Here is a 16,314-nt window from a genome sequence, read left to right on the forward strand (position 1 = left end):
CTGCAAACCGGGGACGGTTCTTACTCTACTTTTTGGGTGAATTCCGGAGATGGTCGAAAGGAAAATGGTGGAATTCAGGCTCAATTGGCTCCATGATTGCTGTTATTATTTTCGGACTTATATTTATACTAATGCACCAAGGTACATTCGATTGGATAAATCTGGTTAGTCGTATAGTTTTTGTCCCTAATTATCTACTTTACTTTAAATCTCTCAGTTCTATATCTCTCACTTCCTTCCCTACCTCACTACCTCTCCCTAACAGGCACAAAAGAACCATAAACACCAATAAACGTCATTTCCTTCCCCATAAATCGGGTTGTATGAACAGTAAAAAAAACATAATCATGATACTCTGAATTACTTTTAATCATTTTCTCCCCTAACGCCTTCAACGTTTTATTCTCTAAAGGTTGGTTCGCACCAACTCTTTCACTGACAACACTCAACAGCCACTCTGGGTACATATCCTCTGTAGGCTTTGTCACATACATGCTGCTCAATAAAACCACCATCACGGCAACACTAACGATGATCCACTTCTTCATCACGATCCCCCCTATAGGAACAGGCAGAATGCTCATCCTGCCTGTTAGTTAATACATATATGTTAGAAGAACACTGGAGATGTATTCAATCAAACCGACATCCCCCCTTAAAATGAAACATACTGGCACTTTATCTAACTCATGTTTAAGATAACCTTCTCCATTTCCCTACTGCACTGTACAGAACGGGTATGAAAACAAGGGTGAGCAGTGTACTGGTGGTCAGTCCGCCGATGACCGTGATGGCGAGCCCTTTCGATATCACACCTGAAGAGGATGTGGATAAAGCCAGTGGGACGAGTGCCAGGATCGTAGCAAGTGCCGTCATCAGAATGGGACGGAAGCGGGTGGTACAGGCTTCAATCACTGCATGCTCTAAGGCCATTCCGCTAATGCGATTGGCTTCTACGCGGTCCAGCATGACCACCGCATTGGTGACGACGATCCCGATTAGCATCAGCATCCCGATCATTCCGCTCATGGATAGGGTTTCATCTGTGATCAGGAGGGCTCCCAGAGAGCCGATTGGGACAAATATCAATGAAGAAAGGATCACAAATGGAGTGATGACTCCCCCGTATGTGATGGTGAGCGTTAAGAACACCAGTCCTATGGCAATCATCATGGCCTGACCAAGGTCACGGAATCCTTCTGTCATCATGTCTTGTCCGCCACCGACTTCCCATTCCACTTCTTCTGAGATGGGTAGTGAGGCCACATCTTTTTCTACTTGTTCCGTGACGGCTCCAACTTCCTCACTGGCACTTTCTGCTGATAATGTGTTCGCAAGTTTGCCGTCTTTATGCTGAATACTTGCTGGAATGAACTGTTCCTCGATCGTTGCGAGTTCGATTAAAGGTTTTGGCCCCTGTGGTGTGAGGATCTCCGTATTTTCCAGTTCTTCTTTGTCACGGATGAGCTCGTTGTATGTTACCACTACCTCAAGCTCTTTGCTGTCAACCTCCATGACACCCGCTGACAGTTCATTCATTTTTTCCTTTAGCTGCTGGTGGATACTATATTGATTGACGCCTAGTTCAACGGCTTCATCTGTTAATTCCAATTTGTATTTCGTTTGAAGCTTTTGTGCTGAGCTGGACACATCCGTTAATTGGTCATGTTCTCGTAGTGCACCTTCCACTTGATCGGCAGCATCGAGGAGAGCCTCTACATTCTCACCGTAGAGGGTGATATCAATCGTCTTTCCAGATGGAGGTCCTTCCTGCTGTACCTCCTGCATTCGAACGGTGCTGTCTTGGTATGATGCTGAGACCAGTTCTGTTATTTCTTCTTCCAGGGCTTTTCGTTCTGATGTCACGGTGTACCCATCTTTTAATTGAATAAAGAAGGTGGCTTTATAATCAGCCGATGCTTTTTGATTTAATTGATTCGTGTTATTGACGGATCCGACAGAGCCTTGAACGTACTCTACGGACGCTTCGTTCATGAGCATGTCTTCTATTTCTTTGGCAAGCCTATCGGTTTCCTCAAGTGTTGTGGACACTGGAAGTTCAATGTCTGTCTCTAGTGCACTTGCCGGACCACTTGGCAGAAAGGACTTGCCGATGACAGGGACCATGAAGAGGGCTCCTGACAATAATACAACAGCACTTACCATGACCATCTTTTTATGGTTCAGTGAACCTTTTAATAACCGGTGGTATGCTTTTTGAATCCATCCCTGCTTCTCTTCATGGCGTCCTTCTTTTAAAAGCGCCAAAGCCAATACCGGGATTAGAATAAATGCTACAAGCAGGGAAAGGACAATGGATGTCACCACGGCAATCGAGAACGGTTTAAAGAACTCTCCTACAATTCCCCCTACAAAAGCCAAGGGCAGAAACACTACAACGGTGGCCACCGTAGACGACGTGACCGCTCCTATGACTTCTTTGGTAGCGTCCAGAATGAGCTCCCGTTTTGACTGCTCTTTTTTCTTATGCATCCATTGGAACATGTTCTCGATGACGACAATACTATCGTCGACAATCCGGCCGATGGCCACTGCCATCCCACCAAGCGTCATGATGTTTAAGGAGTATCCAAAATAGTCAAGAACGGCAATGGTCCCTAATATTGAAATCGGTAATGACAGTATGGCAATGAATGTGGCCCGGAAATTTCTTAAAAACAACAAGATAATCATGATTGTAAATAAGGCACCGAATCCGCCTTCCTTTAATAGGGAGTTGACGGATTTCTCTACCTCTTTCCCTTGATCAGTGATGGTGTATACTTCAAAGTCATACGAATCATTGAAGTCTTCCACCTCTTCTTTTACAAGCTCAACCACCTCAGCCGTATTCGCATCCTGTGTTTTCGTTACATTTAACAAAAGTGCCGGTTTTCCATTATACCTGGTGATGCTGTTCTGTTCGTCAACTTCTTTGATTTCAGCCACATCACTTAAGGAAATGAACGTTGATTTCTGAGGCTGGGGCTGGTTCCCTTGTTGAGGGACAGGGATTTGGATCTTCTTCATCTCTTCAACGCTGGAAATGTCCCCTTCTATACTAACCGGGATCTTTCCTTCTTCATCCAGACTTCCAAGAGGCAGCTCGTGGTTTTTCTCGTTCAACACATTGATGATGCTTGTCACGGTTACCCCGTTCTCAGCTGCTTTTTCTTCGTCTACTTCTACGACCAGCTTGGTTGTGGATGTTCCAGAGACTGTTACGTCACTCACACCTGCAATGGTTTGAAGCTGTGGTGCAAGACTATCCGTTACATCATCTTGTAACGCTGTTAATTCATCATCTGCAAAGGCAATTTGATAGATAGGCTTTGCACTGGCTGATAACCGTTTATACGTAAGAGTGGCATCTTCAGGCAGCGTAAGCTTACTGATGGCTGATTGAATGTCACGTTCCCGTTCATCCATGTCTTCATCAAAGTCATAGCTTACTTGAATCATGGCACTGTTTGCCCCTGTTGTACTCGTTAATTCTTCATAAGGGGCCAGTTGTTCAACCGCTTCCTCGATTGGCAGTGTGATATCCTGCTCCACTTCTTCGGAGGAATGGTTCGGATAACCCACCTGTATCATAAGGGTTGGAATCTCCACGTCAGGGTAGGTTTCCAACTTAATCGTATTTGTTGATAGTAAACCAGCTGCTACCACCAGGATCGTTAACACAAGGATGGCAACACTATTTTTCAAGCTGAAATCAATCCATTTTTTCATCTTCCGCATGTCCCCTTTCGATTATGATTTCACTATAAAAGAGAAATGTGCCCTGAATATGACCAAGAAACATAAAAAAAGGCAGACTCTATAGAAGAGTTTGCCGTTATTTCGGGAGAACGATATGAATAGAAGTTCCTGCTCCAACTTCACTTTCAATGGAGATTTCACCTTCATGAAGGTCAATGATTTTCTTGACAATGGCCAGCCCTAATCCACTGCCCTGTCCTGAAGGGACCCTTGCTTTGTCCACCTTGTAAAACCGGTCAAAAATAGACGGAAGATCCTTTTCAGGAATCCCCATCCCCGTGTCCGAAAAAACAACGTGGATTTTGTTTTGCATCTCCCTTACCACTACTTTAATTTCGCCACAGAGATTGGAATATTTGATACTGTTGGTTAGTAAATTATGCCATACCTGCTCTAATTGCAATCGATCTGCTGTGATTTCTGCTTTTTCAACCTTCTCTAAATTCAACTCAAGTTTTTTTTCAAGCCATTGGGGCTGATGGCTTAAAAAAACGTGCCTGATTTGTTGATCGAGGCGAAAGGTTTCTTTCTCCAGTAATGAATCCTTATTTTCCAACACGGACAGTTTTAATAAGTTCTCACTCAGCTTTGCAAGTCGTTCACTTTCTTTTTGAATAATAGTTAAGTAATGATCCCGCTGTTCTTTTGAAAACTCATTTTCCTTTATCGCAACAGCAAATCCCCTGATTGATGTCAAAGGTGATTGTAAGTCATGTGAAACATTGGATATAAATTCTTTTCGCATCGTTTCCAGTTTCATCAGTTCCGTAGTCATTTTGTTAAAGCTTCTGACCAATTCGCCGATTTCATCTTTTTGCTTAATGGAATTAATTTGCTTGAAGTCACCTTTTGCGATTTTGGTTGTCAACGCGGTCAGCTTTTTGATTGGATTGACTAATTGGTAAGCTGCCAGTAAATAAAGTAAGCTGCCAATCATCAACACATACAGTAATACGGTAATCAGAGCCTCTTTAATAACATCAATGCGATCCATGATTCTTGGCTTGAGAAAGAGCGCATATCTCGTTCCCTCCACTTGAAATGGCAAACCGATTGTCACTTTCTTTAACAACCTTTTTTCCGTGGATTTCACCCGATACACTCCTCCATTCAGCACTTTCCGGACGTCAGAAGAGGCTGCCAATGGTTCATCCGTATGTTTTCCAAACACCTTCACTTCTCCATCTTCTGAATAGAGGGCTATCGTCATGGCTGGTATACCCGCTAAATAGCTTTCAAGGTTCTCTTGTCCCGTCGTTTTCTGTAACTGAATGATCCCCTTTCCAGCCTGGATCATTTCTTCCTCCAACTCATTTAACACACGTTCTTGATAATAGCTGAAAGTGATAAAAAAAGCGGCTGTCAAACTTATTCCTACAACCAAAATGAATGTGACTACAACGCGAACATATAACGTGTTAAACATCCTTCAATACCTCTAAACGATAGCCCAGTCCCCTGATTGTCACGATATCAAAAGCCGTTTGTTGATTTAATTTTTTTCTTATTTTCTTAATATGTGAATCGACGGTTCGATCAAAGCCTTCAAAATCACTTCCCCAAACTTCTTCTATTAACTGGTCTCTTGAGAACACTTGACCAGGATGACTGGCAAGTTTGTACAAGAGTTGAAACTCTTTTAAAGGGAAAAGGACAGGCTCATGATTAACGGTCACTTCCATCCTGTTCGCATCGATGATGACATTTCCAATGGTTACTCTATCTGCCGTATTGATTTTGTATCTCCTCAACAGCGCTTTAACCCGCATCATTAACTCATGTGCATCAAATGGCTTGACAATATAATCATCCGTCCCTTGCTGAAAGCCTTTTACTTTATCTTCGCTCTCACCCTTAGCCGTAACCATTAAAATCGGCAGGTCATATAACTCCCTTATTTCCTTACAAAGCTCCCAGCCGTTTTTATTTGGCATCATCACATCAATGATACATAAATGAATGGTGAGCTCAGATAAAAGATTCGCAGCTTCTACACCATCGTTTGCTTCTACAACTGTATATCCCTCTTTTTTCAAATAGATCCCGATCAGTTCCCTGATGAAATGATCATCATCTGCTACTAAAATGGTGGCCAAGATAACACCTCATTCTGAAAAAGTATCTTTATGTACAACCAGGAGTAAGAAATTTTATATCGATTGTCACCATTATAGTATAGGTGATGAAATAAAAATAATATCACTGCATATTATTCATTTGCTTTATTGCGCACTCAACACAATGTCTGATTCATCTGCATGAGGAACGTTTTCCTGATCAATAGAAGTTTTTATTATGTTTATGGTACATTGGAAATGTGACGTGAGTATGACCCATTAGATCTAAATGTAGTTGTTTCATTGCGCAGGAAGATTCTACAAAGTCTGCTCAAAATCGTGTATCGAGGGTTTGACCCTAAAATCTTCAAATGAAGAACTGCCACTGATTTTTAATCATCGGGATTGTCTGGTGGAATGTCAATGTATGAAACAGCCCAGTAATCATTCTCATCGTAAATTCCTCCAGGCGTTTTCGTATGTATCATTAAAATCCCCTCCTCAAAAAGTTTATTAATGCAATACCAGTTTTTCATTCTATCTGCATTATTATAGATTCCTGAGTTGTTCATCTTTTTGCATCAAATCCGATAGATGAAGAACTATTTGGTAGCTACAATTGATGCCACGTACCAAGGGTCTTACTCCATTATCCAAAAGAAAAAGCCCCTTCCGCACAAACACGCGAAAGGAGCTTCCCACCTAGTCTATTCTTCTGTTGCCTCTATATTCTCCTCCGTCACCAACTTCAACGGCACCGGAATCTTCTCCTTCACTTTCTTCCCCTGCAACACATCAGCCCCAGCCTGAACAGCCAACTGACCGATCTTCTCAGGCTGCTGAGCAACAGTCGCAGACAGGTTACCATTCCGAATGCTAGTCATCGCATCTTCATTTCCATCAAATCCAACGACTAGAACGTCACGACCAGAACTCTGGATCGCCTGCAATGCACCAAGGGCCATTTCATCATTATGAGCGAACACCGCTTTAATGTCTGGGTTCCCCTGGATCAGGTTCTCCATCGTATTCAAGCCTTCGGTACGATCAAAGTTTGCCGTCTGCTTGGCCACGACATCTAGCTTTTCATCCGCGATGTTGTGGAACCCGGCTCCACGCTCACGTGTGGCGGATGCTCCAGGGACACCTTCTAGTTCGGCAACCTTTGCTCCTTCACCAAGCTGTTCGACCATATATTCTCCGGCCATTTCGCCGCCTTTTTCGTTATCCGAGCTGACGAGTGTAGCAACGTCTCCTTTTTCCGCTGAGCGGTCAAGGGTGACAACGGGAATACCCAAGCTGTTGGCAGATTGAACGGCAGTGGAGATGGCCGCTGAGTCCGTCGGGTTGATGAGTAAGACGTTGACGCCCTGCTGGATGAGGTCTTCTACGTCATTGATTTGCTTGGCGGCGTCATTCTGTGCATCAACGACGACGACTTCCATGCCTTGTTTCTTCGCTTCGTCTTCTACCCCGTTTTTCATGGAGACGAAGAATGGGTTATTCAGTGTTGAAACGGATAGTCCGATTTTGATGTCTTCCGGGTTTGAGCTTTTATTTGGCTTGGCCCATTCCGGCGGCTGCAGGGAGCAGGCGCCGAGGAATAGGAGTGACAAACTGATTAGTAGTAACCATGCTTTTTTCATAGTATCCCTCCTACGCTGCTTTCTTTCGGTCGATGAGAACCGCGATGATGATGACGACACCCTTTACGACCATTTGGAAGAAGGATGAGACACCGAGCAGGTTCAGACCGTTGTTTAACGTTCCGATGATGAGTGCACCGATCAATGTTCCGACGATCAGTCCGCGTCCGCCTGACAGGCTTGTCCCGCCTAGTACGACGGCGGCGATGGCATCAAGTTCATAGGATGTACCCGCTGTCGGCTGGGCTGAATTCAGGCGTGACGTCAGGATCGCTCCAGCGAGTGCTGCCAGTAGGCCTGCCAGGGAGTAGATCATCACTTTGATGCGTGGTACTTTGATCCCTGAGATGAGGGCTGCTTTTTCATTTCCACCGATGGCATAGGTTTTTCGGCCGAACGGGGTTTTGTGCAGGATCACCCACAGGATCGCGAACGTCAGGATCATCGTGACGGCCGGGACTGGGATTCCAAGGAAGTATCCTCTTCCGAACAATTGGAATGCATAGCTGTCGCCAAGTCCCGTTATTGGGTTTCCGTCTGTGTATACAAGCGTTAAACCACGGAACATCGTCATGGTTGCAAGTGTTGCGATGAATGGTGCCATTTTTCCTTTTGTGATTAATAATCCGTTGACCATTCCCATCACGGCTCCGAGGATACAGCCGATCAAGATCGCAAGGATCGGGTCGATTCCCGATACCATCATCCCTGCCATGAGGGCACTGGATAAGGCGAGGATCGAGCCGACGGATAAATCAATTCCCCCGGTCAAAATGACGAAGGTCATCCCGTAGGCAATCAGGGCGTTGATCGCAACCTGTCGTAATAGATTCAATAAGTTCAAGGGTTCTAGAAAACTAGGGTTGATGATGGATACGGTCGCAATCAGCACAAACAGTCCGAGGAGTGGACCGAGCTTTTGCATAAGATTGCCGACGTGATTCGTTTTGAGTGCGTTATTCATGTGCGTGACCTCCTGTCGCCAATGTCATGATTTTTTCCTGTGTTGCGTCTTCCTTTGATAGCTCTCCTGCGATGGTCCCTTCATGGACGACGAGGATGCGGTCGCTCATTCCTAGTACTTCCGGCAGCTCGGATGATACCATCACGATCGCGACGCCCCGGTCGGTGAGCTCGTTCATCAGTTGATAGATCTCCCGTTTCGCCCCGACATCGACTCCCCTTGTTGGTTCGTCGAGGATGAGCACCTTCGGACCGATGCCGATCCATTTGGCGATGACCACCTTTTGCTGATTCCCGCCGGACAGGTTCTTTGCATGGGTCCGGGCTGATTCGGTCTTGATCGTCAGCCGTTTGATGAGCATTTCCACAAAGTCCTGCTCGCTTTTATCGTTGATCAAGCCTTTCTTTGTGAAGCTGTAGAGGCTTGGAAGAGCGATATTATCCTTCAGGGAAAAGTCGAGGACGAGTCCTTCATCCTTCCGATCCTCGGTGATGAATCCAAGACCGAGCTTTACTGCTTGATCTGGTGTTTTAATGGTGACCGGTTTCCCGTTCACGAGGATTTCGCCTTCATATCGTCCGTCGAGTCCGAAGATGGTGCGCATGATTTCCGTTCGGCCTGCTCCCATCAATCCTGACACGCCGACGATTTCTCCTGAACGTGCTTCGAAGCTTACTTTCTCAAACAGTCCCTTTTTGGTAAGGTTCCGTACTTCAAGCATCGTTTCTCCTGGTTTGGGATCCCGTGCCGGGAAGCGGTCCGTCAGTTCACGTCCAACCATTTTCTTCACGACCTCATCGAAGTTCGTCTCGGGGATCGGCGTCGTATCCACCGTGCGTCCATCCCTCATGACCGTGATGGTGTCACAAATCGTAAAGATCTCTTCCATCCGGTGGGAGATGTACACGATCGACACGCCTGCTTTTTTAAGCGAACGGATGACGGTAAAGAGCGTCTCGATTTCCCGGTCCGTCAAGGCCGCCGTCGGCTCGTCCATGATGATGACTTTTGCATCCGTCATGAGGGCTTTGGCGATTTCGATCATTTGCTGCTGCCCGACCGAGCACTGTCCGGCTTCTTTTGTGAGAGGGATGGAAATGTTCAGTTTCTTAAACTGCTCATTCGCAACCGCTTTCATTTTTCTTGTATTGATGAGACCGAATTGTGTAACCGGTTCCTTATTGATGAAAAGATTCTCAAGGACGGTCAGCTCCGGCCAGACGTTCAGCTCCTGGTGGATGAAGGCAACGCCGAATTCCTCGGCCTGCTTCGGATTATCAAACATCATTTCCTTTCCGTCGATGGTGATCGTTCCCTGATCCTTCTTGTGAAGACCCGTCAGGATGTTCATCAGGGTCGACTTTCCGGCACCGTTTTCTCCCATCAGGGCATGGACTTCTCCGTGCTGGATCTCGATGTCGACGCCTTCAAGGACCTTGTTCGCCCCAAATGCTTTATGGATATTCTTCATGCTGATCTGCATGCTACTACCCCCTTTGTTTTAAAAAATGACTCCCGCGTGAAGGATACAATTCGCGTACGGTGTGACTTCCCCCGTTCGGATGACGGCCTTCGCTTTATGGGTTTCTTTCTTGAAGTCTTCATGGGATACATACTGGATCCCCTCGAACCATGAGGTCATTTGTTCTTTAACCCCTTTATTTGTTTCGACTTCTTCAGCTAGCGTGACGGTTTCAACAACCATTTCTTCCTTTAACAGTTGGACCACGTCAAGGAAGGATGGCTCTCCCGGTTTCAATGCCAGATCGATTTTGACAACGTCTGACGGAATTGGGAGACCAGCATCGGCTACGACGATTGTATCCGTGTGGCCGAGATCGGCTAGTATTTTTGCAATGTGACTGTTCAAGATGCCATGTCGTTTCATTCTGCCAGCTTCCTTTCCACTTCGTCTCTTGTCGGCATTCCGCCCTGTGCCCCGAATCCGGTCACAGAAAGCGATGCAGCGCGGTTTGCGAATCGAAGACTTTCTTCCATTGATTGTCCTTCAGCCACGGCCGTTCCAAATGCGGCATTGAAAGTATCGCCGGCTCCTGTCGTATCGACGACTTCGACTTTGAAGGAAGGAACGAGGATTTCTTTTGTACCATCATGGTAACGAACTCCGGCTGCTCCTTCGGTGATGATGACTTTATCTGGATATTGTTTCAGTGCTTCTTTCGGCTTCATTCCGTTAAATAGGACATCTGCTTCATGTTCATTTGGTGTCAGGTAGCTGGCACCATCGATGACTTTCTGTGAGATCTTCCTTGCTGGAGCCGGGTTGAGTAGCAGTGGTACTTCAATCTTTTTACAAAGGTCTGCCACGTACTCAACCGTTTCCTCGGGGATTTCCTGCTGGATCATGATGAGATCGCATGTTTTGAGGAAGTCGGCTGTTTTTTCTACGTACTCAGGAGTCACAAGATCATTGGCCCCTTTGACGACGACAATGCTGTTGTCTCCTTCAGCAAGGATGATATGAGCCGTACCGGATTTATGACCTGTAACCGGTTCCACATAGTCCGTATGAACACCGTTACTCTTAAAGTTTTCCAAAATCTCTTTGCCGTACGGATCATCGCCTACACATCCAATCATGTAAACATCAGCCCCAAGCCTTGCTGCTGCAACGGCCTGGTTGGCTCCTTTTCCTCCAGGTACCGTGTCAAAGCTGTCTCCAAGTACCGTTTCCCCTGCACCAGGGCGTTTCGCTGATGTGACCACCAGATCCATGGATGAACTGCCGATCACGGCAATCTTCGCTTTTTTCATCTTTCTTCATCCCTTTCGTGTTGTGTTTCGCTGTATGAGTTCAACCGGAAGCTGAACCGTGGTATCAATGTCTTTTTCTTTTTTTATCAGTTTAATCAGAAGTGCCGCGGCCTGTCTGCCCATTTCGTAAGCCGGCTGCCTGATGGTAGAAAGCGCCGGATAGGAAAGGCTGCTCTGTGGGATATCATCGTAGCCGATGATCTGTACGTCTCCCGGGATCTTCTTCCCGAGCCTCAAGGCCTCATGTAGAATGGCGATCCCGACGATATCATTGCTCGCGATGACCCCGTCCGTATCAGGATAGGTGGCGAACAGTTCCTCTGCCCAACCCTTTGCGTCTTCAAAGGAGAACGAGGTCGTGGACATCACCGTGAAATCAACGTCTGTCCCGCTCAAGTACTCCACGGCTCCACGGAATCGGTCCTGTGCCGGCTTCACGTGTGCCGGCCCCTTCATGACGGTGATCCGCTTCGCCCCTTTTTCAACCAAGGTCTTTGCCGCCAGGCGTCCCCCTTTGCGGCCGTCCGCATAGACAGCCGGATAGTTGTCCGTGGTGCGGTCAAGGAGGACGAGTGGGAGATTCAATTCACTATACAGCTGGTCATGCTCCACATGATTGGTCGCAGAAATCATGCCGACGACATTGTTCTGAACGAAGGTCTGGATATAATCCAGCTCCTTCTGGATGTTCTCGTCACTGTTTCCAAGGAGGAGCCTGAACCCGGCCTCACTCACTTCATCCTCGACCCCTCTCGCCAGCTGCGGGAAGTACGGGTTCGTGATATCCGGAAGCAGCAGTCCGATCAGCCTTGACTCCCGTTTATACAGGGAGCGTGCGACCTCATTCGGGCTGTAATTCAGCTTCTCGATCGCCCCCATCACTTTCTTCCTCGTCTCGGCTCCTACATAGCCGTTATCATTCAGCACCCGGGAGACCGTCGCCACCGACACCCCCGCTTCACTCGCCACATCCTTGATTGTTGCCACGTGCGTCACTTCCTGTTCGTTTGGTTGGTTACTGTGTAACCGGTTACACATAAGGTAACACATAATTGTAATCGCTTGCAACCTTTTCTTCTCTTTCCCCCTCCTTCTACTTTTTCAACGGTTTTTGGGAGTTAGGGTGTAGTTATGGCTATACTGTCTGCTTGAACCGGGGTTCGGTACCCAAAATTCATCTCGAGAAATTTACCAGGTTACCCTAAGCAACTAAATAATATATTGAGGCTGCCTTTTGTTATTCAATACTAAATGACAAGTAGGCGGAGACCGTCCCCACCTACTTGTCATTTCATTTATTCCAATACGCTTTTGCCTCATCTTCAAGAACTTTCAACCTTCTATAATAATCAGGAAATTCGTTTAAATGAGCCAATGCAATTTTCCCGGTAGTAATGGGATCATCCGCCGTAACATTTGTTGGATAGTATTTTTTCCCGTGTTCAAGTTCTGTATTTACGCCCATCCAAAACTCAGTTAAATTAAATTTACTGGTGGTAAAATCGATGCCTAACAGTAATGCTATGGCTGCTGCTTCCTCTTTAGAATAGCTTGTTTTGAAGGAGTTTGGCTGAGTGGCAGTAGGTCTGTACATATTTGTTTCTTCTAGACTTCCACCTGACTTGGCGACATGAACGGCACCATATGGATGGTTGGGAGGAGTATATCCCCTGTAAGCAGGATGACTTACATAGTTATGCATCGCTGGATTGATATCATGATGATATTGATGTGGGCACATGCCGGTAACATGGTACATTTTTTTCATTCCCTTCACCTATATACAAAACCATGATATGCCTGCACACTGGGAAGGTTCTTCTATTCATATGAACGAATGGTCATTCTTCACTTTTGGCAATCAGCCTGTCAATGGTGGCTGATACATCCCGTAAGATCGTTTTCCATTTTTCTTGTAACGAGTTGCTTAATCCTATATGAAATTTTATCTCGTAAGGCTCCACTCCTATAAGGTACCCCTTGATTGTTTCCCTTTGTTGATACAATGATTGAAACAAGTGAAAGTTATGCGCCGATATGTCCAGCGTTTGATATTCATGCAAATGGTCAAGTGGATAAACGGTAAGCTCCCCGGGATTGTTCCCTGAATATACCGCATCCACAATGATGACAAAGGTGGCTTTCTTTATCTCACCCATACAGTAATCAATATCTGACTCTCCAATCAAAAACGATACATGAGGTGTATGATTCAGCTTGGATAGCTCCTCCACCAGGTAAATGCCCACTCCATCATCCATCATCAATTGATTGCCAATACCTAAAACAATTATTTTTCCCATTAAAACACCTTTATCGTTTTCACTTGTTTTCCTGGTCTATAGACATGAGTGGCGCAGGACATACACGGATCAAAGGAACGAAGGATCCTGCCGATCTCTGCAGGGTTATCCGGATCCTGAATGGGTGTACCGACTAAGGCTTCTTCAGCGGTCCCTCTAAAGCCACTATCATCCTTGGTCGAGAAATCCCATGTGGAAGGAGTGATGATTTGATAGAAAGAGAGTTTCTTATCCTGGATCTTTAACCAATGGCCCAGGGCGCCTCTCGTCGTATCCACTAACCCTCTCCCGGATGCCGATTCGGGAAGTTCATATATTTTCTGCACATCTACTCCTGGAATGATTTGCTGTAGTAATGTTTTCATGATTTCCGTGATTTTCTTTGCTTCAAGTGCTCTGGCAATCGTCCGATCCATTGCCGATATTCCGTTGGTATACGCTCCACTCAGAATTAATCTTGCCAACGGTCCGACCTCTGCAGGGAGACCATTGTATCGTGGCGCTTTCACCCAGGAATAGGCTTTTTCCTTGTCCATATCAGGCTCGGTCAATGCTTCAGGTGGCTGAGAGCTATTATTAGTCGATTTATAATAGGAATAATCTATTTTTTCTTTAATGTTATTTTCATCAAATGCTTCCACAGACTCCATTGTTGAGAATAGGGGATCCACATAAAGTGTGCCCAGGTCTTTATAATGGTTAAAAGCTCCGTAGGTTAATAGATTGCCATACCCTCCACCCAATCGAAAATAGTCTGGATAAAAGTGTGCGATGTCATAGACATCGGGGATCATTTTTTCATCAATGAAACGAATGATTTTCTCCAGAATGGAATCAATGTGAGCAACCTTCTCAGCAGTTGCCTGAGTCGTGATCCCTCCAATAAAAACCCCATGATTATGGGGGGCTTTGCCGCCCAGGACCGCCAACATTTCGTGAGCCAGACGACTGAACTGGAGGGAATCAAAGTAGTGCTTCGAGATACGGTCATTGATATTCTTGGGTAATCGAAAATCGACATGGTCCGCCTGGAATAGAGAGTTTTGTTCAATCTTTACATAGTCGGGAACGGTATATTGATAGAAATGGCGGATATGATTCTGTAAAAATTCACAGCAATGGATGATATCCCGCAAATATCTCCCTTGTTCCAATGGTTCAATGTTCAAAGCATCTTCTAGAGCAAGGGATGAAGCCATGGAGTGGGCCGCGGAACAAATGCCGCATATCCGCTGAGTAAAATAGACGGCATCAAAGGGACTTCTTCCTACTAACATTTGCTCAAAACCCCTGAATAAATTTCCTTTTGTTTTGACATCGACGACTTGATTCTGGTCGACCACTACATCAATTTCCATAAAGCCGCTTATTCGTGTCAACGGATTAATGACGATTCTCTTACTCATCCTTCACCACCCTTGTTGTGTCATAGCTGATGAACGGCGCCATGGCATCCGGAAATCCAAACTGTGCACAGCCGATGCATGGCGTATTATCCCCTATCGGCCAATTGACATGACCGTTCCATTGCCTTGTCGGACAATCCACCCTCGTCACGGGGCCTCGGCAACCAAGCTTAAATAAACATGTTTTGTCCCCTAATTTTTCAGCGAATATCCCCCGGTCGAAAAACGGCCTTCTTGGACAGCGGTCATGGATAAGTGTGCTATAAAACATTAAAGGCCGGTCTAAACTGTCTGTTTCCGGCGCCCCATATAATAATAGATGTGCCAATGTCCCCAGGAACCAATCTGGATGGACAGGGCACCCTGGAAGTTTAATCAAGGTTTTGTCAGGCAGGACCTTCTGCAGCCCTACAGATTCCGATGGATTCGGTTTGGCTGCTGACACCCCGCCATGGGTGGCACAAGCCCCCACAGCTAAAATAAAGGATGCCTTTTCCCCGAGCATCCTGGCTGCCTGAAGGCCTGTAAGAGGCTTCCCTTGCCAGCTGCCGATGATATTGTATAACCCATTGTTTTTTAACGCGACGGCTCCTTCAACGGCTAGGATATACTCTTCATCCATCGCCTCCATCAGTTTCTCGATCGCTCGTTCTCCCTCGGCAGCCATTAAGCTGTTGCAATAACGAAGATCGACCATTGAATTAAGCGTGTACTCAAAGTCCGGGTTCTGACCGTTCAACAAGGAAATGATATTACCCGAGCAACCATTCAACTCTAAGTAGATGAGGTTTTTTTTCTTGATCACCTTTCTTTCTAGGTTCTTCAGTGCCGTACTGGTAAGCCTTTCGGCAATGGCTTCATTTGTTAAAGACTCCGGCGGCAAAATTTGTCCTTCCATTAAACCAGCCTCCCTGCAACGGGTAGTGCAGCCAGGATCGATTGTTGACCGGCATGGCAGGAAGCAAATTCCTGCGTATACTCTTTGCCCGCAGTCAAGCCGAAGTGGGTAGCAGCTGCCCAAGCCCGATTAGTTGTCATATCATACACAATGCCATTGACCGCTACATAAGCCGGGTTCCCATTTTTCCCGGTGAATGTGGATAATTCTTCCATTGTAAACGTACGTTGATTGGATGGTGATATAGACGGAGTCGATGAAGGATTTTGTGACTGATTTACATTCCCAAAAGGAACTGAACCTGTATGATGACTGTTCTTAGCTTGATTCGCCAGCCATTCACTAAGAAAATGAATCGTAGAGAGTGCATCCCATAACCGCTGAAGAATTTGCGCTTTCCGCGAAGGATCACTCAAGGTTGATAACGTATAGAGATCCTGCCGGGATTGTGTCACAAGATGATTCACCTGCATTCTGATCATTTCGATGCTATCCATGATGTT

15 protein-coding genes are annotated in these 16,314 nt (G+C 45.9%); all 15 read right to left on the minus strand.

The genetic code is table 11. The features are described from left to right. Positions 1-248: 248 nt before the first annotated feature. The 15 genes from ACCB35_RS16680 to ACCB35_RS16750 all read right to left on the minus strand — a co-directional run bounded on the left by ACCB35_RS16680 (position 249) and on the right by ACCB35_RS16750 (position 16,308). Complete coding sequence (locus ACCB35_RS16680) at positions 249-548, minus strand: hypothetical protein (RefSeq protein ID WP_374054559.1); 300 nt, start codon at positions 546-548, stop codon at positions 249-251. A gap of 145 nt (positions 549-693) precedes the next feature. Continuing rightward, entirely contained in the window at positions 694-3,732 is a 3,039-nt protein-coding gene (locus tag ACCB35_RS16685) for an efflux RND transporter permease subunit (protein ID WP_374054560.1), read from the minus strand. A gap of 106 nt (positions 3,733-3,838) precedes the next feature. Next, positions 3,839-5,188: an ATP-binding protein gene (locus ACCB35_RS16690; protein ID WP_374054561.1), complete on the minus strand. Its 1,350-nt coding sequence runs from the start codon at positions 5,186-5,188 to the stop codon at positions 3,839-3,841. Next, on the minus strand, positions 5,181-5,858 hold the full coding sequence (locus tag ACCB35_RS16695) for a response regulator transcription factor (protein WP_374054562.1): 678 nt from the start codon (positions 5,856-5,858) through the stop codon (positions 5,181-5,183). The genes ACCB35_RS16690 and ACCB35_RS16695 overlap by 8 nt, the downstream gene beginning before the upstream one ends. Before the next feature lie 668 nt (positions 5,859-6,526). Continuing rightward, the gene (gene rbsB, locus ACCB35_RS16700; protein WP_374054563.1) at positions 6,527-7,465 is read right to left on the minus strand and encodes a ribose ABC transporter substrate-binding protein RbsB; all 939 of its coding nucleotides are present in this window, start codon (positions 7,463-7,465) and stop codon (positions 6,527-6,529) included. A 10-nt stretch (positions 7,466-7,475) separates the two neighbouring features. Beyond that, complete coding sequence (rbsC, locus tag ACCB35_RS16705; RefSeq protein WP_034756545.1) at positions 7,476-8,429, minus strand: ribose ABC transporter permease RbsC; 954 nt, start codon at positions 8,427-8,429, stop codon at positions 7,476-7,478. Continuing rightward, the gene (locus ACCB35_RS16710) at positions 8,422-9,912 is read right to left on the minus strand and encodes a sugar ABC transporter ATP-binding protein (protein ID WP_374054564.1); all 1,491 of its coding nucleotides are present in this window, start codon (positions 9,910-9,912) and stop codon (positions 8,422-8,424) included. Before ACCB35_RS16710 ends, rbsC begins: the two co-directional genes overlap by 8 nt. Before the next feature lie 18 nt (positions 9,913-9,930). Beyond that, positions 9,931-10,317, minus strand: a complete 387-nt coding sequence (rbsD, locus tag ACCB35_RS16715; protein ID WP_374054565.1) for a D-ribose pyranase — start codon at positions 10,315-10,317, stop codon at positions 9,931-9,933. Further along, the gene (rbsK, locus tag ACCB35_RS16720) at positions 10,314-11,204 is read right to left on the minus strand and encodes a ribokinase (protein ID WP_374054566.1); all 891 of its coding nucleotides are present in this window, start codon (positions 11,202-11,204) and stop codon (positions 10,314-10,316) included. Before rbsK ends, rbsD begins: the two co-directional genes overlap by 4 nt. Positions 11,205-11,210: 6 nt before the next feature. Further along, positions 11,211-12,191, minus strand: a complete 981-nt coding sequence (locus ACCB35_RS16725; RefSeq protein ID WP_374057052.1) for a LacI family DNA-binding transcriptional regulator — start codon at positions 12,189-12,191, stop codon at positions 11,211-11,213. Between the two features lie 304 nt (positions 12,192-12,495). Further along, a complete protein-coding gene (locus tag ACCB35_RS16730; RefSeq protein ID WP_374054567.1) occupies positions 12,496-12,972 on the minus strand; it encodes a DUF5661 family protein in 477 nt (158 codons plus the stop codon). A 73-nt stretch (positions 12,973-13,045) separates the two neighbouring features. Further along, entirely contained in the window at positions 13,046-13,507 is a 462-nt protein-coding gene (locus tag ACCB35_RS16735; RefSeq protein ID WP_374054568.1) for a hydrogenase maturation protease, read from the minus strand. Next, on the minus strand, positions 13,507-14,913 hold the full coding sequence (locus ACCB35_RS16740; protein WP_374054569.1) for a nickel-dependent hydrogenase large subunit: 1,407 nt from the start codon (positions 14,911-14,913) through the stop codon (positions 13,507-13,509). Before ACCB35_RS16740 ends, ACCB35_RS16735 begins: the two co-directional genes overlap by 1 nt. Then, the gene (locus ACCB35_RS16745) at positions 14,906-15,811 is read right to left on the minus strand and encodes a hydrogenase small subunit (RefSeq protein WP_374054570.1); all 906 of its coding nucleotides are present in this window, start codon (positions 15,809-15,811) and stop codon (positions 14,906-14,908) included. Before ACCB35_RS16745 ends, ACCB35_RS16740 begins: the two co-directional genes overlap by 8 nt. Next, positions 15,811-16,308, minus strand: a complete 498-nt coding sequence (locus ACCB35_RS16750; protein ID WP_374054571.1) for a cytochrome b5 domain-containing protein — start codon at positions 16,306-16,308, stop codon at positions 15,811-15,813. Before ACCB35_RS16750 ends, ACCB35_RS16745 begins: the two co-directional genes overlap by 1 nt. Positions 16,309-16,314: the final 6 nt, after the last annotated feature.

The organism is Rossellomorea sp. FM04394 (genome assembly GCF_041889765.1).
Taxonomy (GTDB): domain Bacteria; phylum Bacillota; class Bacilli; order Bacillales; family Bacillaceae_B; genus Rossellomorea; species Rossellomorea aquimaris_B.